This window comes from Vibrio diazotrophicus, from assembly GCF_038452265.1.
Taxonomy (GTDB): Bacteria; Pseudomonadota; Gammaproteobacteria; order Enterobacterales; family Vibrionaceae; genus Vibrio; species Vibrio diazotrophicus.
The window spans coordinates 2,739,983-2,763,619 of sequence record NZ_CP151842.1; the positions used below are offsets into that span (position 1 = coordinate 2,739,983).

22 protein-coding genes and 1 other RNA gene are annotated in these 23,637 nt (G+C 44.6%); 5 read left to right on the plus strand and 18 right to left on the minus strand.

Annotated elements, in window-relative coordinates; translation table 11 throughout:
* Positions 1-316 precede the first annotated feature (316 nt).
* Positions 317-775, plus strand: coding sequence for a DUF721 domain-containing protein (locus tag AAGA51_RS12560; RefSeq protein ID WP_042480431.1), 459 nt, complete (start codon positions 317-319; stop codon positions 773-775).
* A gap of 80 nt (positions 776-855) precedes the next feature.
* Here the strand turns inward: AAGA51_RS12560 and lpxC are convergent, their stop codons facing one another.
* From lpxC to rsmI, 16 genes are all read right to left on the minus strand, one after another.
* Positions 856-1,773: a UDP-3-O-acyl-N-acetylglucosamine deacetylase gene (lpxC, locus tag AAGA51_RS12565; RefSeq protein WP_042480433.1), complete on the minus strand. Its 918-nt coding sequence runs from the start codon at positions 1,771-1,773 to the stop codon at positions 856-858.
* Between the two features lie 97 nt (positions 1,774-1,870).
* On the minus strand, positions 1,871-3,085 hold the full coding sequence (gene ftsZ, locus AAGA51_RS12570; protein WP_042480436.1) for a cell division protein FtsZ: 1,215 nt from the start codon (positions 3,083-3,085) through the stop codon (positions 1,871-1,873).
* A gap of 30 nt (positions 3,086-3,115) precedes the next feature.
* Positions 3,116-4,378 (minus strand): cell division protein FtsA, encoded by a 1,263-nt coding sequence (ftsA, locus tag AAGA51_RS12575; protein WP_042480439.1) that lies wholly within the window; start codon positions 4,376-4,378, stop codon positions 3,116-3,118.
* The gene (locus AAGA51_RS12580) at positions 4,371-5,120 is read right to left on the minus strand and encodes a cell division protein FtsQ/DivIB (RefSeq protein WP_102954427.1); all 750 of its coding nucleotides are present in this window, start codon (positions 5,118-5,120) and stop codon (positions 4,371-4,373) included. Before AAGA51_RS12580 ends, ftsA begins: the two co-directional genes overlap by 8 nt.
* 215 nt (positions 5,121-5,335) lie before the next feature.
* Positions 5,336-6,796, minus strand: a complete 1,461-nt coding sequence (gene murC, locus AAGA51_RS12585; RefSeq protein ID WP_042480444.1) for a UDP-N-acetylmuramate--L-alanine ligase — start codon at positions 6,794-6,796, stop codon at positions 5,336-5,338.
* 10 nt (positions 6,797-6,806) lie between these two features.
* Complete coding sequence (murG, locus tag AAGA51_RS12590) at positions 6,807-7,871, minus strand: undecaprenyldiphospho-muramoylpentapeptide beta-N-acetylglucosaminyltransferase (protein WP_042480446.1); 1,065 nt, start codon at positions 7,869-7,871, stop codon at positions 6,807-6,809.
* Complete coding sequence (ftsW, locus tag AAGA51_RS12595) at positions 7,861-9,051, minus strand: cell division protein FtsW (RefSeq protein WP_042480449.1); 1,191 nt, start codon at positions 9,049-9,051, stop codon at positions 7,861-7,863. The genes murG and ftsW overlap by 11 nt, the downstream gene beginning before the upstream one ends.
* 37 nt (positions 9,052-9,088) lie before the next feature.
* Positions 9,089-10,417 carry a UDP-N-acetylmuramoyl-L-alanine--D-glutamate ligase gene (murD, locus tag AAGA51_RS12600; RefSeq protein ID WP_042480452.1) on the minus strand — a complete coding sequence of 443 codons (1,329 nt, stop codon included), beginning with the start codon at positions 10,415-10,417 and terminating at the stop codon, positions 9,089-9,091.
* A gap of 74 nt (positions 10,418-10,491) precedes the next feature.
* Entirely contained in the window at positions 10,492-11,574 is a 1,083-nt protein-coding gene (gene mraY, locus AAGA51_RS12605) for a phospho-N-acetylmuramoyl-pentapeptide-transferase (RefSeq protein WP_042480455.1), read from the minus strand.
* On the minus strand, positions 11,571-12,932 hold the full coding sequence (locus AAGA51_RS12610; RefSeq protein ID WP_042480458.1) for a UDP-N-acetylmuramoyl-tripeptide--D-alanyl-D-alanine ligase: 1,362 nt from the start codon (positions 12,930-12,932) through the stop codon (positions 11,571-11,573). The genes mraY and AAGA51_RS12610 overlap by 4 nt, the downstream gene beginning before the upstream one ends.
* Positions 12,929-14,413 (minus strand): UDP-N-acetylmuramoyl-L-alanyl-D-glutamate--2,6-diaminopimelate ligase, encoded by a 1,485-nt coding sequence (murE, locus tag AAGA51_RS12615; protein WP_042480461.1) that lies wholly within the window; start codon positions 14,411-14,413, stop codon positions 12,929-12,931. The genes AAGA51_RS12610 and murE overlap by 4 nt, the downstream gene beginning before the upstream one ends.
* Before the next feature lie 20 nt (positions 14,414-14,433).
* Complete coding sequence (locus AAGA51_RS12620; RefSeq protein WP_042480464.1) at positions 14,434-16,191, minus strand: penicillin-binding transpeptidase domain-containing protein; 1,758 nt, start codon at positions 16,189-16,191, stop codon at positions 14,434-14,436.
* Positions 16,188-16,505, minus strand: a complete 318-nt coding sequence (ftsL, locus tag AAGA51_RS12625; RefSeq protein WP_042480467.1) for a cell division protein FtsL — start codon at positions 16,503-16,505, stop codon at positions 16,188-16,190. Before ftsL ends, AAGA51_RS12620 begins: the two co-directional genes overlap by 4 nt.
* Before the next feature lie 7 nt (positions 16,506-16,512).
* The gene (gene rsmH, locus AAGA51_RS12630) at positions 16,513-17,463 is read right to left on the minus strand and encodes a 16S rRNA (cytosine(1402)-N(4))-methyltransferase RsmH (RefSeq protein WP_042480470.1); all 951 of its coding nucleotides are present in this window, start codon (positions 17,461-17,463) and stop codon (positions 16,513-16,515) included.
* 186 nt (positions 17,464-17,649) lie between these two features.
* Positions 17,650-18,079, minus strand: an RNA gene (gene rnpB, locus AAGA51_RS12635) — RNase P RNA component class A.
* A 91-nt stretch (positions 18,080-18,170) separates the two neighbouring features.
* Positions 18,171-19,034 (minus strand): 16S rRNA (cytidine(1402)-2'-O)-methyltransferase, encoded by an 864-nt coding sequence (gene rsmI / locus AAGA51_RS12640; RefSeq protein WP_042480473.1) that lies wholly within the window; start codon positions 19,032-19,034, stop codon positions 18,171-18,173.
* A 70-nt stretch (positions 19,035-19,104) separates the two neighbouring features.
* Here rsmI and AAGA51_RS12645 point away from each other — a divergent pair, with 70 nt between their 5' ends.
* From AAGA51_RS12645 to AAGA51_RS12660, 4 genes are read left to right on the plus strand one after another with little or no spacing between them, the layout of a single operon-like run.
* A complete protein-coding gene (locus AAGA51_RS12645; RefSeq protein WP_042480788.1) occupies positions 19,105-20,925 on the plus strand; it encodes a penicillin-binding protein activator in 1,821 nt (606 codons plus the stop codon).
* The gene (locus AAGA51_RS12650; RefSeq protein ID WP_042480476.1) at positions 20,897-21,268 is read left to right on the plus strand and encodes a YraN family protein; all 372 of its coding nucleotides are present in this window, start codon (positions 20,897-20,899) and stop codon (positions 21,266-21,268) included. The genes AAGA51_RS12645 and AAGA51_RS12650 overlap by 29 nt, the downstream gene beginning before the upstream one ends.
* Before the next feature lie 3 nt (positions 21,269-21,271).
* A complete protein-coding gene (locus AAGA51_RS12655) occupies positions 21,272-21,862 on the plus strand; it encodes a phosphoheptose isomerase (protein WP_042480478.1) in 591 nt (196 codons plus the stop codon).
* Positions 21,863-21,878: 16 nt separating this feature from the next.
* The gene (locus AAGA51_RS12660; protein WP_042480480.1) at positions 21,879-22,451 is read left to right on the plus strand and encodes a BON domain-containing protein; all 573 of its coding nucleotides are present in this window, start codon (positions 21,879-21,881) and stop codon (positions 22,449-22,451) included.
* Positions 22,452-22,518: 67 nt separating this feature from the next.
* Here the strand turns inward: AAGA51_RS12660 and sspB are convergent, their stop codons facing one another.
* Together sspB and sspA are read right to left on the minus strand one after the other, a co-directional pair.
* A complete protein-coding gene (sspB, locus tag AAGA51_RS12665) occupies positions 22,519-22,989 on the minus strand; it encodes a ClpXP protease specificity-enhancing factor (protein ID WP_042480483.1) in 471 nt (156 codons plus the stop codon).
* Between the two features lie 12 nt (positions 22,990-23,001).
* Complete coding sequence (gene sspA, locus AAGA51_RS12670; protein ID WP_042480488.1) at positions 23,002-23,637, minus strand: stringent starvation protein SspA; 636 nt, start codon at positions 23,635-23,637, stop codon at positions 23,002-23,004.

Consider the following 23,637-nt stretch of genomic DNA (forward strand, 5'->3'; position numbering starts at 1 on the left):
TTTGCTTAGATCGTCCGCGATCTCTAAATGCCTTCAGTCTCTACCTGTTTTCAACTAAGGATACTGAGATAAATCATGTATCTTCTGATATTGTGATGATGACGTTTATTTTCAAGACACTAGTGGCGCATAGTTTAAGTAATTTTTCGTTCAACAACCAATAACATTAGGACTTGTTTGCTTTGAGCTTTGTATTTTGTGCACTAAGCCCAATGTTTTAGGCTATCGGGCACTAAAGAATACATCTTCAATCGCTCATTTCAGTCAGCAAAGAATCGTTATAGAATGCTGCAGAACTTTATAAAAGGAGTGCGGAATGCGAGATCATCGCCCCACATCTACAGACGAATTGATTGAGTCATCTCGGCTGAGTAAGTTACAACAGCACGCGAAAGAGATCATCCAGATCAACCAAATATTAAAAACGCTTTTGCCTAAAGGTATTGAACCACATATAAGAGCGGCAAACGTTCGTGGTGGACATTTAGTTTTGGAAGCCGCTAGTGCATCGATCAAAATGAAAGTGGACTATGAGCGGTTGAATATCCTCAACCAGCTGAGAAATCAGGGCTTTGGAAAACTGATCAGCATTGAAATAAAGATCAACCCAGCGATTTATCGCACCCAAAAAGGTTCAAGCAAGGATCAAAAAGAGGCAATTCCTCGCCCCCCACTTTCAGAAAATGCCGCTTCATCGTTGTTAATGGTTGCTCAAAATGCCAACCCTAAGGTTAAACAACGATTAGAGAACATCGCAAAACTCGCGAAAAAGTAACTTTTAAAATATAAAGTAGTTTTACCAACGATAGACACAAAAAAGCCAGACTTAGTCTGGCTTCTTAAAATCTTGATGTTTTACGCTAGAACCACGTTTGGGTCTGCAAACGCTACTGGTGAACCTACTTCCTCTTCGAAAGTCGCCCACTCCCAAGCTTCTTGATCTGCCAATACTTTACGTAGTAATTGGTTATTCAGACCATGACCTGATTTATAAGCACTGAACTCACCAACAATAGCATGACCACACATGTACAAGTCACCAATTGCATCAAGTACTTTGTGAGTCACAAACTCGTTAGCGAAACGCAGGCCTTCTTCGTTAAGAATGCGGTAATCATCCAAAACGATAGCACAGTCAAAGCTGCCACCTAAACATAGGTTTTGCGATTGCAAGTACTCGATATCACGCATGAAACCGAAAGTACGAGCGCGAGAAATCTCTTTGATAAAGCCTTGAGTTGAAAAATCAAACACTAAGCGTTGATCGTCACCATCGATTGCTGGGTGGTCAAACTCAATTTGGAAATCCATTTTGAAGCCGTTATGTGGACGCATTTCAGCCCACTTATCACCATCTTCAAAACGAACTGGCTTTTTAATACGGATGAATCGCTTAGGCGCGTTTTGAGTCTCGATACCTGCTTGTTGAAGAAGGTATACAAACGGACTCGCACTACCATCCATAATTGGAATTTCTGGTGCATCCACTTCGATAATGACGTTATCAATACCCATACCAGCAAGAGCTGCACTTAAGTGCTCTACAGTAGAGATACGAATGCCTTCATCGTTAACTAATGCAGTACACAGCATAGTGTCGCGTACAGATTCTGGGTCAGCTGGAAAATCAACTGGTGGATTTACGTCAGTACGACGGTAAATAATACCTGTGTTTGCAGCGGCTGGGCGAAGAGTAAGCGTGACTTTACGACCAGAGTGGAGACCCACACCAGTTGTTTTCACTATCTCTTTCAGAGTACGTTGTCTGATCATCTGTTTGCCTCTAAATCAATGCCACAAAGCTCGGCCGGTAACTTTACCGACCGACATATTACCAAAATTTTGAACACTGTCAAATTGTGGCGGTATTTTAATCAGCCTGACGACGTAAAAACGCAGGTATATCCAGATATCCACTCTCTTTTTCTGGCTTCGGAGCAACATTCTGCCCTTGGCTAGAAGAAGAAGAGGTATTTGACGTCGGTGAAGGCTGTACTTTCACTTCTGTCTTTTCATGCAAAGGTTGTGCCGGTTTCTCTTCCACTTTTGCTGCTACCGCAACTTGTGGTTGAGTGACTGGTGCAACTTTCGCTTTACCGCCTGCAACTAAAGTAATATCTGGTTTTCTTTCGTTACCAATACCTGTAGCTACAACCGTTACGCGAATTTCATCAGCCATATCTGGATCTAACGATGTACCGATAACGACAGTTGCATTGTCAGAAGCAAACGCTTTAACAGTGTTACCAACCGTTTCGAACTCATCAAGTCTCATATCCAGACCAGCAGTGATGTTAACCAATACGCCGCGAGCACCAGCAAGATCGATGTCTTCAAGTAGAGGACTTGAAATTGCCATTTCAGCAGCTTCTTCAGCGCGGTCTTCACCTTTGGCAATACCACTACCCATCATAGCGTGACCCATTTCAGACATTACGGTGCGTACGTCTGCAAAGTCCACGTTAATCATGCCAGGGCGAGTGATTAGCTCTGCAATCCCTTGTACTGCATTCTTAAGTACGTCATTCGCGCTAGCAAAGGCTTCAAGTAAAGTGATACCACGACCCAGTACTTTCAACAGTTTTTCATTTGGAATAGTAATCAAAGAGTCAACATGTTTAGAAAGCTCTTCAATTCCTTGTTCAGCAAACGCAAGACGTTTTTTACCTTCAAAGCTAAATGGTTTAGTCACTACAGCAACGGTTAAGATGCCCAGTTCTTTTGCCACTTCAGCAATAACAGGAGCAGCACCAGTACCGGTACCGCCGCCCATACCAGCTGCGATAAACACCATATCGGCACCAGCTAGTAATTCTTTAATTCGATCTCGGCTTTCTAGAGCTGCATCACGTCCCACTTGAGGATTAGCACCTGCGCCCAAACCTTTAGTGATATCACCACCGATTTGAATGACGCTGCTTACGCTGGTTTTGCGAAGTGCTTGTGCATCCGTGTTGATACTGATGAATTCCACGCCTTCAATGGACTCACGCACCATATGTTCTACAGCGTTACCGCCGCCGCCACCAACTCCAACAACTTTAATTACCGCGTCGTCAGACATTTCCATCATCGGTTCAAACATGTGTTATCTCCGTTTTTCCTGCAACTCAGGTTAAAACTCTTTTTGTATCCAATTACGCAAACGACCAAATACACTAGACACTGATTGGCGCTTAGGCTCTTGAAACTCAATGTCGTCATTAATTTGACTGTCTTTCGCGTAATGAAGTAAACCAACTGCCGTAGAATGATACGGCTCTTTAACGTAATCAGTAAGTCCACTCACTTCGAGAGGCTTACCTACCCTAACTTGATTGCGGAATACACGCTCTGCACATTCCACTAAACCTTCAATTTGCGAAGCACCACCAGTTAGAACAACACCTGCAGCTAAATGGTGCTTAATGCCTTCTTTTCGCAAATTCTCTTGGACACTATCGATGGTCTGGTTAACTAAGCCCATTAACTCAGTGTAGCGAGGCTCAATCACTTCCGACAAGGTTTGACGTTGTAAACTTCGTGATGGTCTTCCGCCAACACTTGGTACATTTACCGTATCATCCTTACTCACCAACTCACTTAACGCACAGCCGTACTTAACTTTGATCTCTTCAGCGTCGTTAACTGGGGTGCCGAAAGCAAACGCTATATCGCTTGTAACCGCATTGCCCGCGTACGAGAATACTTCTGTATGTCTTAGCGCACCACCAGTCCAAATAGCGATATCCATCGTACCAGCACCAATGTCAATAACACACACACCAAGCTCTCGCTCGTCTTCAGTGATAACAGCATTACTTGCTGCTAACCCTGAATACACTAACTGCTCAACTTTCAATCCGCAACGTTCAACAGCTTTAATAATGTTTCTTGCCATATCACTATGGCAAGTAATCAAGTGCACGCTGACTTCCATGCGTACTCCCGATAATCCTAGCGGATTTTTTATACCTTCCTGATAATCAATCGTAAATTCTTGAGGAATTACATGCAAAATACGCTGTTCCTCACTAATTTTAATCGACTTCGCGGTATGAATAGCACGATCCATATCCTCTTGAGAAACTTCGCCCTCAGAAATAGTTCCCATGCCTTTTTCAATTCTACTTGTAATATGTCGACCAGAGATCGATAGAAACACATTACTAATTTGGCACTCAGCCATCAATTCAGCTTGGTCAATTGCACGCTGAACAGATTTAACCACCGACTCTAGATCATTTACGCCGCCTTTATCCATTCCTCTGGAAGGGCTGGTACCTGCGCCAATGATATTAATTTGACCGTCAGGAAGTAATTCACCAACTAAGGCTGAAACGGTGGCTGTGCCTATATCGAGACCAACAATTAATTTGTCATCAGCTGTTTTACTCATCTGTGCTCTCTTGCGCTAATTCTTGATCAGGAAACCAACCAACGGCCGCTCCGGTATCGTATCTGAGATCGATATAACTCACACGTTCAGCATCATTACCTAGCTGCTTGTAGAGTAAAAAGAAACGGTTAATTCGCTCTTCTAAAGACTCTTTTCCTAATTCTAAGCGAATTCCATTGTCTAAAATAATTTGCCAAGCTCGACGCTCGTTTAATACCAGAGAGGATATATTTAAACCAATCTGCTGAAATTTAGGGCTGTATTCTTTCCAAATATTTAAAACTTCAGGTGCACTGCCATCTGGTCCATATAGTTTGACATGTTCTTCATTTACTTGAGCAATATCGCCATTAAAGACAATACCTTTATCATCAAGCAACGAATTACCATTCCAAATAGCTTTAACCTGATATTCAGTTAAAAATACTTTTATTGTGTCTGGCCACTGTTTGCGGATTGAAGCATGAGATACCCAAGGAATTGACTGAGCACTGGATTGCAGCTCGTTAATATCCTGCGACATAAATGTGCCAATATGATCAAGTTGACCAAAAGCACGCTGAACATCAAACGCGGATACGTATTGTAAGTCACCTTGCAAAACTATCTTTGAGAGCGGCAGCCTCTCTTCATCCCACATCCAACTGATCGTTGAATACAACAAAACACCAACCAACAACAACACCATAAGTAAAAAGCTGGCACCTACGATGTGCTCTCTGACTAATGGTGAACGGGACATAATACGACCTTGAGAAAATGTACTATTTATCAAAGTTCGTTGTTCCTGTTGACGACTGGCAATTTAATTCCCTATTTCAATGTACAATAGAGGCAAAAGCAATAACTTTAACCTAAGGATTATACTGAGGACACTAAAAGTATCAAACACTCAAATAAATAAAACTGGTAGGAGTACCACCAATATCACGAATGGGACACCCATAAGCAACGAATTTAATATTTTTGCATCTTTTCAATATTCAATTGTAAAGATTGTAAGTGTTTGGCTACTTTGCCCACATCACCAGCGCCTTGAGTCAGAACTAAGTCACCATCTTGTAATACATTGGCTAACACAGCAGGCAAAGTCTTACTATCTGAAACGAAGATAGGGTCAACTTTTCCTCGACTACGAATGGTTCGACAAAGTGAACGACCATCTGCACCTGCAATTGGCTTTTCACCTGCAGAATAAACATCCAGCATAATCAGTACATCGACCTGCTCTAGCACATTAGCAAAATCATCATAGAGATCGCGAGTACGAGTATAACGGTGTGGCTGGAATATCATCACCAGACGCTTATCAGTCCAGCCGCTACGAGCAGCTTTGATGGTAACGTCCACTTCTGTTGGATGGTGACCATAGTCGTCCACCAGCATTGCAACACCATTACCGGTTTCGAATTCACCTAAATGATCAAAGCGACGACCTGTACCTTGTGTACTAATCAATGCTTTTAGAATGGCTTCATCACTGATGTCATCCTCCGTCGCAACTGCTATTGCAGCCGAAGCATTGAGAGCATTGTGGCGGCCTGGAATGTTCAGCGTAATGTCTAAATTCTGTTTTCCTTCACGAACAACCGTGAACTGGCCTTGTTGTCCTTGCTGACGGTAGTTTTCAATACGCACATCCGCATCTTCAGAGAAACCATAAGTGATAACCTGACGGCTAATTCGTGGAATCAGTTCACGAACCACTGGATCATCAATACATAAAATGGCTTGACCGTAAAATGGCAGATTATGCAAGAAGTCGACGAACGTCTGCTTCAACGTTTCGAAGTCACCGCCATAAGTATCCATATGGTCAGCTTCAATGTTGGTCACAATGGTAGCCATTGGCTGCAAGTGAAGAAATGATGCATCACTCTCATCAGCTTCAGCAATCAGTACTCGGCTTGAGCCTAAACGAGCGTTTGTGCCCGCGCTTTTCACTAAACCACCGTTAACAAAAGTCGGGTCCATACCTGCTTCTGAATAGATTTGAGTCACTAGAGCGGTAGTGGTTGTTTTGCCGTGCGTACCCGCAACTGCGATACCATGACGGAAACGCATCAACTCAGCTAACATTTCAGCGCGACGTACAATTGGAATACGCTTTTCACGAGCCGCTTGAATTTCTGGGTTTTGCTCATTAATCGCCGTTGATACAACCACCACACTTGCTTGGTCAATGTTCGACGCTTGATGACCAATGAATACAGACGCACCGATACTTTCTAAACGTTCGGTCACCGCATTAGCCGCGATGTCAGAGCCTGTGATCTGATAACCTTCATTCAGTAACACTTCCGCTATACCGCTCATACCTGCACCACCTATGCCGATAAAGTGTATGCATTTAACTCGGCGCATTTCAGGCACCATTGCTCGGATTTGAGCTAAGTCTTGAGTATGTTTGATCTTCATGAATAGGTTCTCATTTCTCAGTAATAGCGATAATGGCATCAGCAACCACTTGGTCTGCGTCTAATTTTGCTGCTTGACGAGCTTTGTTAGCCATATCTAATAATTGGGTGCGTTCGAGTTGAGCAATAGTTTGACTGAGCTTTTCAACCGTCAATTGCGGCTGTTCTATCATTTTGGCTGCGCCACATTCTACTAAATGATCGGCATTCAGTGCTTGTTGCCTATCTTTGTGCATAAATGGGATGAAAATAGCAGCAACGCCTGCTGCTGAAATTTCTGAAACCGTTAACGCACCAGAGCGACAAACTAACAAATCCGCCCATGCGTAAGCTTGCGCAATATCATCAATAAATTCGGTTACCTGAAAGTTCTTAGCACCAGCCACTTGGTAAGCTTGCTCAACTTCCGCTTTATTGTCTTTACCAGCCTGATGACGCACTTCATAGCATTCGCCTAATTTTGCCATCACTTCTGGTAATGTTTGATTGAGAATTCTTGCACCTTGGCTACCGCCCATGACCAACACACGGATAGGACCACTGCGTTCAGCAAGACGTTGATTCGGTTCGGGCAGTTCAACGACGTCCGTACGAACAGGGTTTCCGACCACGGGCGCATTCGGAAACGCACCATTGAAAGCCTGAAACACTCGCGATGCAATTTTCGATAACCACTGATTGGTTAAGCCGGCTACCGCATTTTGCTCATGCAGAATAACGGGAATACCTTGCAACCAAGCAGCGATACCACCAGGTCCGCTGACGTATCCGCCCATACCAAGTACCGCATCAGGTTGCCAAGCTTTCATGTGGCGTCTGGCTTGCAAAATGGCATTAATGATTTGAAAAGGCGCTTTAATCAAACGAGCAATACCTTGCCCACGCAGCCCTTTTACACGAATAAAATCAATCTCAATACCATGCTTAGGTACTAAGTCGGCTTCCATACGGTCAGCCGTGCCTAACCAGCGAATTTCCCAGCCTTGCTGTTGAAGCTTCTTCGCCACTGCCAATCCCGGGAAAACGTGACCGCCAGTACCACCAGCCATCACCATTAAACGTTTCTTATTCTTCATCCGTATTTTCTTCTATCTGTCGAACTCGTTCTACTCGGCATTCATGATCAATACGAAGCAAAATAGATACTGCTACCGACATAACAATTAAACTGGAACCACCGTAACTAATCAGGGGTAAAGTAAGACCTTTGGTTGGCACCATACCAGCAGCGGCACCAACGTTAACCAGCGTTTGAAAAGCAAACCAGATACCGATACTGAGTGCCAAATAGCCACCAAACTGGTGGTCATGTTCAAATGCCTTTTTACCGATAAAAGCAGCCTTGAGAACCAGACTAAATATCAGCATTAAAATCAGTACTACACCAACGAAGCCAAGTTCTTCACCTACGACTGCAAATACGAAGTCTGTATGTGCTTCAGGCAAATATTCTAGCTTTTGAATGGAATTACCTAACCCCTGACCAAACCACTCACCACGGCCAAACGCCATCAGTGATTGAGTTAGCTGATAACCGCTTCCGAACGGGTCATCCCAAGGGTCAAGAAAAGAAGTTACACGGCGTATACGATAAGGTTCTGCGGCAATGAGTCCGACAATCACCAAAATACCGGCCACCATTAAGGCGAGGAACTGAGAGAGCTTCGCACCAGCAATAAACAACATGCCGAACAAAGTCACCAGCATCACAACCACAGTACCTAAGTCCGGCTGCAACAGCAGCAATACCGCTAACGCCATAAACACCAAGATAGGTTTGATGAATCCGCCAAAGAAAGTCTCCCGAACTTCATCCTGTTTACGAACCAAGTAACCCGACATAAAGATGAACAGTGACAGCTTTGCGACCTCTGCTGGCTGCAAGTTAAATAGCCCCAAAGGAATCCAGCGAGATGCACCGTTAACCGATTTACCGCCGATCAGTACCACAACTAACAGAAAAAAGGATATAGCGAGTAATGCAGAGCTATATTGAGACCAACGCTGAATAGGTATTTGCAAAATGACCGATGAGGTAATGATTGCTAATAACAAGAACAGAGCATGGCGAAACATAAAGTGGAACGGTTGATCCGTTAGCCTTGAACTGATCGGAAACGATGCGGATGTCACCATCACAAGACCAATCAACATTAAACCCAATGCTATCCAGACGAGCTGACGATCAAACAAAGCCTCTGGGGAGGGTGTTCGTAGCCACTTATGAATAGAATTTATTGGTTTAAATCGTCCCAAAACATTACCTTTCGATTACTTGACTCTTAGGCTCAAGTTACTTATCTGCAAATTGTTTAGCTAGAGCGGCAAACTGCTCGCCTCGGTCCATAAAGTTCTTAAACTGATCCATGCTGGCACAAGCAGGTGACAGTAACACCATATCGCCTTGTTTTAGCTCAGGATGAATGGTTTTAACTACCTGTTCCATTGTCTCAAATCGACGTGCAGACGAGTGAAGAGGCATAAACTGATCGCCATCTGCGCCAAAACAACAAAGTTTCAGAGGTAAAGTTGCGAATACAGGCTTGAGCGAAGAGAAATCTGCGCCTTTACCGAGTCCGCCAACCATCAAATACAAACGCCCTTCCAGAGATAAACCTGATAGCGCCGCTAGCGTGCTTGCTACGTTTGTGGCTTTCGAGTCATTTACCCACTTAACACCATTTTTGTCTTCAACCACCTGACAACGATGCGTCAATCCGGTGTAAGACTTCAATGCACTGAGCAGTGAGTCACTGTAATCAATACCAGCCGCTTTAAGTAACGCCAGAACAGTTAATACATTGGCTACATTGTGACGCCCGACTAAGCTCAGCTCTGCCGATGGTAATACAGCTTCATCAACAGCCATTAACCACTCTTGCCCTTGGTTCTCTTTAGTGTAGAAATCCGCAGGATTATCTAAGCCAAAACTCACCAGATTAGCGCTGTTTGAATCTGGATAGGTTTGACGATCATCGGCGTTCACAACTAAGGTTTCAGCATGTTCAAAGATGCGTAATTTAGCTTGGCGGTAAGATTCCATACCGTCATAGCGATCCATATGATCTTCAGAAAGATTTAAAAATGCTGCCGCTTTAAGCTTTAGGCTGGAAGTCGTTTCAAGTTGAAAACTCGACAGTTCAAGAACATAAAGATCAGAATCTTCAGAGAGCAAATCGAGCGCTGGAACACCGATATTGCCACCAATCGAAGTTTTAATCCCAGCCGCGTTGCCTAGCACACCCATGAGGTCGGTAACTGTACTTTTACCATTGGAGCCCGTAATTGCGACTACTGGTTTTTGCACTTGCCAAGCAAACAGTTCGATATCACCTACTACAGGAATATTGGCGGCAATCGCTTGCTGAACCTGCGGTGTCGCTAACGCAATCCCCGGATTTGCCACGATCAAATCTGCGGCCAACAACCAATCCATATTCCAGCCGCCGCTATGTAAAGCGACGTCTGCTGGAAGCTGTTCTTTGCTCGGCGGATTTTCGCGAGTATCAATCACTTTCACCTCAATTTGAGGATGAAACTTTCTAAGATAATTAACGACAGAGAGCCCGGTAATACCGAGCCCTACGACCACAACATGCTGAATGCCTTGCCAACGGTCCATTTTAAATCCATATCCTTTGGGGATGTTCCCCAATCATTATTTCTGTTTAGCTCGTAACTAACGTACTTTAGCTATTAACGTACTTTAAGTGTTGCTAAGCCAATTAAAACTAACACAATCGAGATGATCCAAAAACGAACGATTACGCGCGGCTCTGGCCAACCTTTTAGTTCATAGTGGTGATGAATTGGCGCCATACGGAAAATACGTTGACCACGGAGTTTGTATGAACCAACCTGTAGGATCACTGAAATGGTTTCCATGACGAATACACCTCCCATGATAACCAACACAAATTCTTGTCGAACCAGTACCGCGATGGTACCTAAAGCACCACCAAGAGCCAACGAACCGACATCGCCCATAAACACTTGTGCTGGGTAAGTGTTAAACCATAAGAAACCTAAGCCAGCACCAACAATGGCAGTACACACTACCACCAACTCTGAAGTGTAAGGGATGTATGGAATATGAAGGTAACTTGCAAAGTTAACGTTACCTGTTGCCCATGCAATCACACCGAACCCAGCCGATACAAGCACAGTTGGCATAATCGCAAGACCGTCTAAACCATCTGTAAGGTTTACGGCGTTGCTGGTACCTACAATGACAAAATAAGTCAGAACAATGTAGAGCATTCCCAACTGAGGCATGATGTCTTTGAAGAAAGGCACAACCAGTTGAGTCGCAGCTGTATCTTTACCATGTGCATACAAGGCAAAAGCGACAACCAGAGCAATGGCTGATTGCCAGAAGTATTTCCAGCGCGCGATCAAACCATCGGTGTTCTTACGCACGACTTTACGATAGTCATCAACAAATCCGACGGCACCATAACCACCAAGAACCGCTAATACAGCCCATACGTACGGGTTGGAAAGATCCGCCCAAAGCAGAACCGTGGCAAAAATAGACGCTAAGATCATCACACCGCCCATAGTCGGTGTACCACGCTTACTAAAGTGAGATTCAGGTCCGTCATTACGAACGACTTGACCAATTTGCAGAAGTTGTAAGCGCTTAATTAAGTGAGGCCCCATCCATAACGACAGTGCAAGTGCCGTCAAAATGCTCACAATTGCTCGAAATGATAGGTATTCGAACAAACGAAAAAACGAAAAATATGGCTGGAGTAACTCCGCTAGCCAAATAATCATGAGTAATTCTCCTTAAGAGCAGCAGCAATCTTACTCATACCTGCACTATTAGCGCCTTTGACTAACAGCACATGAGAACGATTCTGTTGTTGTTCTAGAACCTGCTCGATGAAACTGATCATCTCTTGATGACTTTCAAAATGCTTACCATGACAAACATCGCTAATCACTTTCGCATCAGCGCCATAGGTCAAGACAAATTCAAAATTGAATGGTGCAGCATGTTCTCCGACTTGTTGGTGAAGTGCAAGACTTTCATCACCCAACTCCGCCATATTGCCTAAAATTAACCAACGGCTGTCAGAAAAACTCGCCAACAAGTCAACCGCAGCTTTCATAGCCGGAACGCTTGCGTTGTAGCTGTCATCAATTAAGGTGATGTTGTCGGTTAACTTTTGCACATCTACTCTGCCTTTCACCTTAGGTAAATGAGACAAACCAAGTTGAATTTCGTTTAACGTCGCGCCCATTTCAATTGCCAGAGCTGATGCCGCTAGCGCATTAGACACGTTGTGCTGACCAACAATGTTTAAAGAAATATTGACCTCACCGACTGGTGTCACCATATCAAATGAAGCTTGACCGGCTAAATCCAGTTGAACGTTCTTCGCATGAAAATCTGCACTCGCGTTCAGGGTTGAAAAGGTTTTCACCGTTTTGTCTGCCAATACAGATTGCCACAGTTCGCCACCATTGCTATCAAGATTGACTATCGCTGTACTTGCTGCTTTTAAACCTTGATAAATTTCACCTTTGGCTCGTTTCACACCATCAATAGAGCCAAAACCTTCCAAGTGTGCAGCAGCCACATTGTTCACTAAGGCAACATCTGGTTGAACAAGTTCGGTGGTATAAGCGATTTCACCAATGTGGTTTGCACCTAGTTCGATGACCGCATAATCATCTTGCTCTGTCGAACGAAGCAGAGTCAGAGGTACACCAATATCATTGTTAAAGTTACCCGAAGTGAAAAGCACCTGTCCTTTGGAAGACAAAATACTCGCTACCATCTCTTTAACGGTGGTTTTACCGCAACTGCCAGTAATCGCAACTGTCGGGGTAGCGCATACTTGGTGAACCCATGCACCGAGCTTACCCAATGCTAATTTGCTATTGGCAACAATTAACTGCGGTAAAGCAATATCTAACTCTCGTTCCACCAAAAGCGCACAAGCGCCATTATCCAAAGCTTGTTGGGCAAAGTCGTGCGCATCAAAACGCTCACCGACCAAAGCAACAAATAGCGCCTTCTCTGGCACCTGACGAGTATCAGTAGTCACCGCTTCGATATTGCAGTCTTGACCGACTAAACGCGCACTTAAAACTTCACTTAACTGGGATAAAGATGTCTTAATCATAATGCTAACCCCAATAAGGTTTGAGCAGACTCTCGGTCTGAATAATGAACGGTTTCATGCGCCATCACTTGGTAATCTTCATGACCTTTTCCGGCCAACAGGATGATGTCATCCGCTTCAGCATTATCAACCGCAAATTTTGCTGCCAAATAACGGCTGTGCTCAATCTGAGCTTCATCCGGTTTGTCTAAGCCTGCCAGCATATCTTGTACAATTGCGGCCGGATCTTCGCTACGCGGATTGTCATCGGTGAGGATGACACGATCGGCAAACTTTTCAGCAATTGAAGCCATCATAGGGCGTTTGCCTTTATCACGGTCACCGCCACAGCCAACAATTGCCCAAAGCTTACCGCTGCAATGCACTCGAAGCGCCAGCAGCGCTTTCTCTAATGCGTCTGGAGTATGAGCATAATCCACAACGATTTTTGCTTTATTCGGCACTTGGAACAGTTCCATGCGGCCAAGCACTGGTTTTAGTTGTGGCGCGGTTTTGATTAGTTCTTCTTTCGCAAAACCCAGCGATAACATTGTCGCAAAAGCTTGCATGACGTTCGACGCGTTAAATTCACCAATCAAAGGAACGTGCAGTTCGCCAATGCCCCAACTACCGTCAAAACTAAGGGTAATCCCCGTTTCTGCATAATTAACTTGTATTGCCCAAAGCGCTCGCTCTGTATTAGGTTTTGATTTCAAAGAAATGCCAACAGCGTGAGGCAGCTTAGCGCTCCACTCCAAGCCTACTGCATCATCAACATTGATAATCGCATTTTTACATTGGTGTTCGGTAAATAGAGAGAATTTAGCTTTCGCATACTCTTCCATGGTGCCGTGATAATCCAGATGATCACGACTTAGGTTCGAAAATACGCCAACATCAAAATTGAGCTTTTTCACTCGCCCTTGCACCAAACCATGGGAAGAAACTTCTAAAGCGGTGAAATCTGCACCCAGCTTAGCTAGCTGATGCAACTGAGCCTGAATCTCAATCGCGCTACCAGTGGTGTTTGCTGCAGGAGCTAAATTAGCAAGGAAACCATTACCTGTTGTTCCCATCACCGCCGCTTTTTGCCCCAATAAATCAATCCATTGTGCGATGAGCTGAGTGATGGTGGTTTTACCGTTGGTTCCGGTAACGCCCACTAAACGACTCTGGTGAGATCCATATAGATTTCCAGCCAGTTGCGACAAATGCTGATCAAGCTGATCAATATAGATAACTGGAACATCCGATTTCCATTCAACATGGCCGTGATTGTTAAGAGAACACGCTTGAGCTAACACCGCATTCGCGCCACGTTTTATGGCAGTATCTATAAATTTTCTGCCATCAACAGCATGCCCAACGATGGCAACAAAAGTATCACCAGCCTGAATTTTACGGCTGTCGAGATCTAAACGCGTAACGGAGATATTGGCCCAAGCAGGATTTGCTTGAAGCCAAGGAGAGATAAGTTCAGATAAAGACTTACTAGTGTTCATACGGATTCTCACACTAATTGTTATTCTTGAAATTTGTTTTCGTCAGGGACAATGTTCAGAATTTGCAATGCCCCTTTCATGATCTCTGAGAAAACAGGACCCGCTACTGCGCCGCCGTAGTAGGAATCACCTTGCGGTTCGTTGACCATCACCACCAGCGAAATTCTCGGATCGCTAACTGGAGCAACACCAGCTGTGTAAGCAAAGTATTCATCACTATACCCACCAGCAATAGCTTTACGCGATGTTCCTGATTTTGCTGCAATACGATACCCAGGAACCGCAGCTTTAACCGCCGTACCACCTGGTTGAGTCACGGTTTCTAACATTTCCAGTACTTGTTTTGCGTACTTAGCGTCCACCACGCGATGCGACAGATCCTGTTGATTGTTCTCGATAATATGAATAGGTTGATAAACCCCGAAATTACCTAAAGTGGCATAAGCATGTGCTAATTGGATTGGAGTAATTGCCAAGCCGTATCCAAAAGCGAGTGTGGCAATTTCAAATTGAGACCAGCGGTTGCGGCTTGGGAAAATACCCGCGGTTTCACCGACTAGGTTAAGCCCAGACATTTCTCCCAAACCAACAGAGTTATACATACCCAACAGCGCTTCGAGAGGCATTTGAAGAGCAAGTTTCGTCACACCAACGTTGCTCGACTTTTTCAAAATCATTTGCAGATTAGCTTTGCCGACTTTCGATGTGTCGCGCACACGGCTACCACCGATCTGCAACACGCCATCACCGGTATCAATAATTGTGTTTTTATCTGCTATACCATTAGCTAAAGCAGCAAGGACGACAAAAGGCTTCACTGTTGAACCCGGTTCAAACGCGTCCGTAATAACACGGTTACGCATTTTGAAACTTTGCCAGTCGTTACGGTTATTCGGGTTGTAAGACGGCGCGTTAACCATCGCCAGTACAGCGCCTGTTTTTACATCTAACATCACAGCAGAAGCGGACGTTGCTCGATAATCGGCCATCGCCTGCTTTACCGCGCGAAAAGCAATTGCTTGCAGACGTTGGTCAATTGTCAGTTGCAGTGGTTTACCTTCCTCACTCTCTTCCAGTGAAATGTTTTCCACAACACGACCATATCTGTCTTTACGAATAATGCTTTTACCTGACTCACCAGTCAGCCACTTATCGTAACTGCGCTCCGCGCCTTCCAAACCATGACCATCGATCCCTGTTACACCGATGAGATGAGCACTCACTTCACCCGCCGGATAGTAGCGACGAGATTCGGCTTTTAGGCCAACACCATTGAGTTTTAACTCGCGAATATATTTCGCCATCGCTGGACTCACTTGGCGTTGAAGGTAGATAAAACGACGCGTGCTGTTGTCTGAGATTTTTTTCAATAGCGCATTGCGGTCTAACCCCAACACATCAGCAAGAGCATGCCAGCGATCTTTTTCCTGCAATCCGCCATTTTTAAAAATGGCTACCGGATCTGCCCAGACTGCTTCCACGGGAACACTAACGGCGATCGCTTCACCATTTCTGTCTGAGATAATACCGCGCGCCGAATGCAGTTCTTTTGCACGAATAGATCGCATATCCCCTTCGCGGATTAAGTTGTCAGGCTCGATAACTTGGATAAAAGCGACACGCCCGATAAGCGCAGCCATAGCGACCAGAAGAAAGAAAATAAGCAGATAGAAACGCCAGCGGATGAAAACTGGAGCTGGCATCGCTTCTTTGGATGGAGCAGATTTAGTGGCGGATTTGTTAGATTTCGCTTTTGCTTGAACTGGCTTTTTTTTCATTTCAGGTTAACCACAACTTCCTTATCCGCATCCGGACGTTTCATTTCCAGATCTTTTTGAGCAAGTTCTTGAACTCGGCTGTGTTCAGCAAGAGCAGTTTCTTCGAGAATCAAATTGCGCCATTCATTATCCAATCTATCCCTTTCCATAAAAGCCTGATCTTTTTCAGAAATAGCTTGGCGAGTGTGATGGGTGGTAAATACCACGCCCATTGCACTCGCAAAGATCAAGATTAATAACACTAACGGCACCCGACCCACAGTAAACAGGTCAACGACGATCAGTTTGGCAAGGTTAGTTTTAGATTGAGGCATAAATAAATCAAAGTTTCTCAGCAATACGCAGAACCGAACTGCGTGAGCGTGGATTCATTTCAACTTCTTCTTTCGAAGGCATAATCGCTTTGCCTATCGCTTTTAAATTGGCGCTACCCAAAGCTTTGATTTGGTCTTGAGTAAGAGGAATACCATGAGGAACTTCCGGACCTTTACTCTCTTTACGAATAAAGCGTTTCACCATGCGATCTTCTAACGAGTGAAAGCTGATCACCGATAGACGACCTTCAGGAGCCAGAATTGATGCCGCACCTTTTAATGCCGTATCAATTTCTTCCAGTTCACTGTTGATGTAGATGCGGAATGCTTGGAAAGCACGAGTTGCTGGGTGCTTTTTCTCTTTAAAACTTTTTGGTGCTGCATCAGAAATTAACTTCGCTAACTGACTGGTACGTGTTAGCGGCTCGTTCTCTTCGTCTTCACGATAAGCAACAATGGCTTTAGCGATGCGGCGAGCGTGTTTGTCTTCACCAAACTCACGAATCACCCAAGTAATGTCATCAAGGTCAGCTTCCATCAACCACTGAGAAACGGGGATACCTGACGTTGGATCCATACGCATATCCAGAGGGCCATCTTTCATAAAACTGAAGCCTCGTTCTGCGTCATCAAGTTGTGGTGACGACACGCCTAAATCAAACAGAACACCATCGACTTTTCCAACTAAATCATAACGTTCAGCGTACTCAGCGATACCAGAGAATGGGCCATGTACGATAGTGAAACGAGGATCATCAATCTTCTGTGCTTCTGCGATTGCTTGTGGATCGCGGTCAATACTGTATAGACGACCGTTTTCACCCAGTTTGGACAGAATGGTACGACTGTGACCACCACGGCCAAAAGTTCCATCAATATAGATACCATCAGGTTTGATCGCTAAGCCATCAATTGATTCATGAAGAAGTACAGAAATATGTTGGAAAGTGTCAGTCATAAGTTTCTCGTTCTGCGGGCCAGCCCGTACATAATCATCCTGTAGTGTACCGAATTCTTACACTACTGCTACCCATAAGCGCTTACAGGGCGTGACATTGTACTAAGTTTAGTGGTTTTGCTATCAACTAAGTCAATATAAAGCAAAAAACCCATCATAACGAGGTAGTTATGATGGGTCTGAAATAGGTGGAGTCGACGTATAAGCCGGGTTCTGTTCCGCTTGCGCGGCAGTAGCCATTCGTCTAGGCCAGCAATCACTCACTGGCTCAAGCAACCTACCCGCCTCCTTACGCGAGCAACGCAATGTGGAGGCCTATTTGGTCTTGCTCCGGGTGGAGTTTACCTTGCTACGAACTGTTGCCAGACGCACGGTGCGCTCTTACCGCACCCTTTCACCCTTACCTGATCCCTTACGGGCCATCGGCGGTCTTCTCTCTGCTGCACTTGTCGTAGGCTTGCGCCCCCCAGGCGTTACCTGGCACCCTGCTCTATGGAGCCCGGACTTTCCTCCCCTTTGTCAGTCTCCCGAAGGACGTCAACGTCAGTCTCCCAAAGGACTTCAACGCCAGTCTCCCGAAGGACATCAACAAAGCAGCGACTACCCAGTCAACTCCGAGCGCGAATTCTATAGATAACTCAACTCAGTGTCTAGGAAGAATGCCTTCCAAGCGCCAATTAACCCTTAGATGCTTAAAATACAGACGATTAATTCAGATTTTCCAATCCCCACTTATAAAGCGCATTTTTCTTCAGGTTGTAAATTTCTGCAGCTAATGCCGCCGCTTTCTTAAGTGGCAATTCTTTAGTCAAGATAGCTAGTGTACGCAATGCTTCATCAGGAAGAGCCTCGTCTGCTTGCTCTCTGTGCCCATGGATAAGCAGCACCATTTCACCGCGTTTGCGGTTTTCGTCTTCTTCAATCCATTCAATCAACTCGCCAAGCGGCATACCTTGAATCGTTTCAAAAGTTTTCGTCAACTCACGAGCCAATACCACTTCTCGCTCTGGACCAAGGACAGACAGCATATCTTGCAGCGATTCCGTAATACGATGTGGAGATTCATAGAAGATACAAGTGCGTTCAACTTTTGCAATTTCCATAAATTTATCTTTACGACCCTTGCTTTTAGCAGGCAAGAAGCCTTCAAAACTAAAGCGGTCTGACGGCAGACCAGAGGCACTTAACGCTGTAATTACCGCACACGCACCTGGAAGTGGCACAACTTTAACTCCAGCCTGACGACATTGTGTCACCAAGTGGTATCCTGGATCACTGATAAGTGGTGTTCCAGCATCTGAAACCAATGCAATTGATTCTCCAGCTAACAATTTTTCAACTAATACTTGAGCTTTTTGTTGTTCGTTGTGATCATGCAAAGCGAAGGTTTTGGTTTGGATATTAAAGTGAGAAAGTAATTTGCCAGTATGGCGAGTATCTTCTGCTGCGATAACGTCAACACTTGAGAGCACGTCTAAGGCGCGCTGGGTAATATCCCCTAAATTGCCTATCGGAGTAGGAACAATGTATAAAGTTGGGACCTCTGCCGGCAAGGTTTTGTTATCTGTCATTTGTTTACCATCACTTCAACGATTAATATAGAGACAATTTCACTCGGGATAATGAAAAGAACTCATGGCTATAAATAACCATCAGAGAATCAGTGTACCACGCTTACTCGCTCCAGTTGCATTAGCAATCACGTTAGCAGCTTGTTCGTCTAAACCTTCAGCACCTCAATATGTTGATATCACCGCTGAAGCGAACCAGCCGACGCAAAATTATCTTATGAAAGCTGATAGTAGTCAGGGTAGCTTGCAGAATGACTGGTTAATTATGGCCATGAAAGCCGCTATCGCGAGTAACAACACAGAGCAAGCTCAATTACTCATTTATCGACTGTCAAAACAGAATCTTAGTGACGTTCAACAAGCCGAATGGCAAATGGGCAAAGCTCAGCTTTCGATGAATGCTGAACAGTACAGCCAAGCGTTAAATCAGCTTAATTTTAACACTCAATGGGCTTTAGCTGATTCGCAATGGGTTCAATACCATCAAATGAGAGCAGATATTTTCACCGCGCTTGATCGCCCTTTTGACACGAGCCGCGAGTTGTCTGCACTGTATGGTCTGCTCCCGAACGATCAAGAAGAAGCCATTTCTGATCAAATCTGGGCTAATTTACAACGTTATTCAGGTCAAACTATCACTCAACTGACAGCGCAACCGGAAGAAGAAATTTTAGACGGCTGGTTACAACTGGCTATCTACGTGAAGACGTTCGGCAACGATATCCCACAACTGAAGAACACCCTTGAGAAATGGCTGGCAGAAAATGCCGATCATCCGGCTGCAAAATATACGCCTAAATCGATTACCGACATCTTAAATCTCACTATCATCCAACCTGTAAACACTGCGCTATTGCTGCCGCTAACAGGGAAGTTTGATAAGCAAGCTCAGTTAATTCGTGACGGCTTCATCATGGCAATGATGAATGACGAAAAGCGTGAAGATAACGCGACACTTACCATCATCGATACCAACTCAGAGTCTTTAGAAACAATAAAAGCAAAAGTCCAAGAGAAACAGATTGATTTCATCGTTGGTCCTCTGCTTAAAGAAAATATCGCACAGATGCAGCAGCAACACGGAACTGAAGATCGCATGATCCCAAGTCTTGCATTGAACATTCCAGATGAATTGATCGAAGGCACGGATATTTGTTACCTCGCACTGTCTCCGGAGCAGGAAGTGGCACAAGCGGCTAAACACCTCGCGGCTGAAGGTGCGCAATATCCTTTGATTCTTGCACCTCAAAGCAGTTATGGCGAACGCGTTGTTGAAGCTTTCAATGATGAATGGCGTAAATACAGTAACAACAAAGTGGCTGTGAACCTGTTTGGTGACAAACGCCAGCTTCAACGCAATATAAACAATGTATTTGGTTTGCAAGATAGTCAGCAGAACATCGCTCAGATGGAAGGCTTACTCAACATTAAACTTGAGAGTCAGCCTCGTAGCCGTCGCGATATCGATGCAGTATACATAGTTGCAAGCAGTGATGAACTCACTCTGATTAAGCCATTTATTGAAGTAGCGATTAACCCGGACACTCGTCCACCAAAACTTTACTCGAATTCGAAAAGTAACGGCGGTGGTCGTCAGTATGAAGACTTAACTGGCGTCAGCTACAGTGATATTCCACTTCTTATTCATCCTCAGGCAGAAATCTCTGAGCAGATGGAGCGTTTGTGGCCTAAAGATTCAAACGCAGAGCGACGATTACAAGCTCTGGGTATGGATGCTTATCGTTTAATGGTTGAACTTCCACAAATGAAAACCGTCGAAGGATATACTATTGATGGTCAGACAGGTGTACTCAGCATTGATGGCCAATGTGTAGTACAACGCGAAATCAGTTGGGCAGAGCATGGCGCTACTTCTGAGCAAGCGCAGTAAAGGCCAACAGTTTGAACAGATGGCGGCAGAATATCTACGCCGCCAAGGTTTATCTCTAATAGATAAGAACTTCCTTGCCCGAGGTGGTGAGTTAGACCTAATAATGAGAGAAAACAACACCATAGTTTTTGTCGAAGTTAAGTATCGCAACAGTCAGGCTTATGGTCACGCAGCGGAAAGTGTGACCCGACAGAAACAGCACCGCTTGATCAAAGCGGCCAATTGGTGGATGCTCAAGCAAGGCTTAAACGCCGACGCTACAGATTTTAGATTTGATGTGGTCGCCATCCATAGTAATGGTAGTCATATCGAGTGGATAAAAAACGCAATTACCGAAGGATAATCAATGCTAGAAAGCATTAAAGACAGTTTCACTGAAAGTATTCAGATTCAAATCGCAGCAGCAGAAGCACTACCAGATGCTATTTTACATGCCTCACAGGCGATTGTTGCTAGCCTGTTGAACGGAAGCAAAATTCTCTGTTGTGGTAATGGTGGTTCATCTTCTAACGCTCAACAGTTTGTCTCCTGTTTACTTAACCGTTTTGAAACTGAGCGTCCTAGCTTACCTGCCATGGCTTTAACGGCAGATATCACTACTCTTACAGCAGTGGCTAATGACTACCACTACCAAGAAGTGTTCTCTAAACAAGTTCGCGCATTCGGTCAGCCGGGCGATATCTTACTAGCTATTTCAACTAGTGGTAACAGTAAAAACATCATCAAAGCAATGGAAGCAGCGGTAACTCGTGATATGACGATCATAGCCCTCACTGGCAAAGATGGTGGTGAAATGGCTGGGTTACTAGGTGAGAATGATGTGGAAATTCGTATCCCATCTCATCGCACTGCACGAATTCACGAAGTCCATATGCTGACGCTGCATTGCTTGTGTGATTTGGTTGATCAAGTGCTATTCCCATCCCACGAAGAATAACAGTAGAAGGTTTGTTATGAAGTCTCTCCGCCTAGCTTTAATGTTAAGTGCCACAATGAGTTTGTCAGGGTGTGCCGGGTTATTTATCGCAGGCGCTGCTACAACCGCGAATTTGGTCACAGATCCTCGAACGACACAGCAGATTTGGAACGATAACCAAATTGAGTTTGAAGTAGCAGGTCTTGGTAACAAACCCCCTTACAGAGGCGCAGCTCGATTTGTCGCTAGTTCATATCAAGGAACCGTCGTTCTTCTCGGCCAAGCGAGAAACACCGAACTGCTAGACCAATTTATTACCCAAGCACAGAAAGTCAAAGGCGTTAAAGAGCTGCATAATCAGGTCAAAATTGCTGAGCCTTTGTCTGTGAGTGCAATAAGTAACGACAGTTGGATAACAACCAAAGTAAAATCAGCACTACTCGCAGATTCCGACCTTAACGGTACAAAGATTAAAGTGATTACAGAAGCCAAAGAAGTGTATTTGTTTGGCTATGTCTCTCATGAGCATGCGGATAAAGCGACAGAAATAGCCCGTAACATCTCTGGCGTAAAACAGGTCATCAGAGCCTTCGAATATGGCACTGAGTAAGAGCAAATAAATCTCATAAAGAAAAAGCAGCTCATTGAGCTGCTTTTTAGTATTACTTCACGACTTGTTACTTCACAACACGCAAACTTGGTTTGCCTTTTGGACGAGGTGGCTCATCATCTGAAGGGCCATCATCAACAGAAGTTTCAACTTCGATGTTTTCGTCTGTCACATCTTCCACAATCATATCTGAATCAAGTTCTTGCTCGTAAGCAGGCTCTGGATCAAACATGGTTCCGGCACCGTTTTCACGAGCATATATTGCTTGTACGGCATACAACGGAACAACAACAACTTGTGGTCGGCCGCCAAAACGAGCATTAAACGTAACTTCATCGTTACCCAGCTCTAAGTTACCGACAGCACGAGGTGCCACATTGAGGATGATTTGCCCATCTTGTACGTATTCCATTGGAACTCGAACGCCACGCATCGTCGCGTCTACAACAAGATGAGGAGTCAAATCGTTTTCTAGCAACCAATCATAAAATGCTCGCAGCATATATGGTCGGCGAGGTGTCATTTGATCAATATCCATCAAATACAACCATTAACGAGCAAGACGCATCTCGCGTTCTGCTTCAGTTAGAGAAGCTAGGAATGAATCGCGTTCAAATACACGGTTCATATAAACTTTAAGCTCTTTTGAACCTGGGCCAACTAGTTCGATGCCCAGAACTGGTAGACGCCATAATAGCGGTGCTAAGTAACAATCAATTAGGCTGAACTCTTCACTCATGAAGTATTCATATTCAGCAAACACTGGTGCTAGAGTTAGCAAGTCGTTACGTAGTTTGTTACGTGCAGATTCCGCTTCTTCACCCTTGCCATTTACGACTTTCTCAGCAAGTGAATACCAGTTTCTTTCGATACGATAGATCATCAAACGGCTATTACCACGAGCAACCGGATATACAGGCATTAGTGGTGGATGCGGAAAACGTTCATCAAGGTATTCCATGATGATTTTTGAATCATAAAGCGCAAGCTCACGATCGACTAAAGTAGGTACCGTTTTGTATGGGTTAAGCTCAACTAGATCAGCTGGTAGGTTATCTTCATCAACCAACTCAACCTCAACACTGACACCTTTTTCAGCCAGCACAATACGAACCTGATGGCTATACATATCAGATGCACTTGAAAATAGAGTCATCACAGAACGTTTATTGGCAGCTACAGCCAT

Bases quoted from the DNA above. Each gene is read 5' to 3' on its own strand.
- murG (WP_042480446.1), bottom strand. From the start codon at position 7,871: ATGAAGAATAAGAAACGTTTAATGGTGATGGCTGGTGGTACTGGCGGT.
- murD (WP_042480452.1), bottom strand. From the start codon at position 10,417: ATGGACCGTTGGCAAGGCATTCAGCATGTTGTGGTCGTAGGGCTCGGT.
- lpxC (WP_042480433.1), bottom strand. From the start codon at position 1,773: ATGATCAGACAACGTACTCTGAAAGAGATAGTGAAAACAACTGGTGTG.
- ftsL (WP_042480467.1), bottom strand. From the start codon at position 16,505: ATGCCTCAATCTAAAACTAACCTTGCCAAACTGATCGTCGTTGACCTG.
- ftsA (WP_042480439.1), bottom strand. From the start codon at position 4,378: ATGAGTAAAACAGCTGATGACAAATTAATTGTTGGTCTCGATATAGGC.
- sspB (WP_042480483.1), bottom strand. From the start codon at position 22,989: ATGGATATTGATCAAATGACACCTCGCCGACCATATATGCTGCGAGCA.
- rsmI (WP_042480473.1), bottom strand. From the start codon at position 19,034: ATGACAGATAACAAAACCTTGCCGGCAGAGGTCCCAACTTTATACATT.
- rsmH (WP_042480470.1), bottom strand. From the start codon at position 17,463: ATGACTGACACTTTCCAACATATTTCTGTACTTCTTCATGAATCAATT.
- AAGA51_RS12620 (WP_042480464.1), bottom strand. From the start codon at position 16,191: ATGAAAAAAAAGCCAGTTCAAGCAAAAGCGAAATCTAACAAATCCGCC.
- murC (WP_042480444.1), bottom strand. From the start codon at position 6,796: ATGAAGATCAAACATACTCAAGACTTAGCTCAAATCCGAGCAATGGTG.
- AAGA51_RS12650 (WP_042480476.1), top strand. From the start codon at position 20,897: ATGGCGCTACTTCTGAGCAAGCGCAGTAAAGGCCAACAGTTTGAACAG.
- AAGA51_RS12560 (WP_042480431.1), top strand. From the start codon at position 317: ATGCGAGATCATCGCCCCACATCTACAGACGAATTGATTGAGTCATCT.
- AAGA51_RS12580 (WP_102954427.1), bottom strand. From the start codon at position 5,120: ATGTCCCGTTCACCATTAGTCAGAGAGCACATCGTAGGTGCCAGCTTT.
- ftsZ (WP_042480436.1), bottom strand. From the start codon at position 3,085: ATGTTTGAACCGATGATGGAAATGTCTGACGACGCGGTAATTAAAGTT.
- AAGA51_RS12610 (WP_042480458.1), bottom strand. From the start codon at position 12,932: ATGATTAAGACATCTTTATCCCAGTTAAGTGAAGTTTTAAGTGCGCGT.
- mraY (WP_042480455.1), bottom strand. From the start codon at position 11,574: ATGATTATTTGGCTAGCGGAGTTACTCCAGCCATATTTTTCGTTTTTT.
- sspA (WP_042480488.1), bottom strand. From the start codon at position 23,637: ATGGCTGTAGCTGCCAATAAACGTTCTGTGATGACTCTATTTTCAAGT.
- murE (WP_042480461.1), bottom strand. From the start codon at position 14,413: ATGAACACTAGTAAGTCTTTATCTGAACTTATCTCTCCTTGGCTTCAA.
- AAGA51_RS12660 (WP_042480480.1), top strand. From the start codon at position 21,879: ATGAAGTCTCTCCGCCTAGCTTTAATGTTAAGTGCCACAATGAGTTTG.
- AAGA51_RS12655 (WP_042480478.1), top strand. From the start codon at position 21,272: ATGCTAGAAAGCATTAAAGACAGTTTCACTGAAAGTATTCAGATTCAA.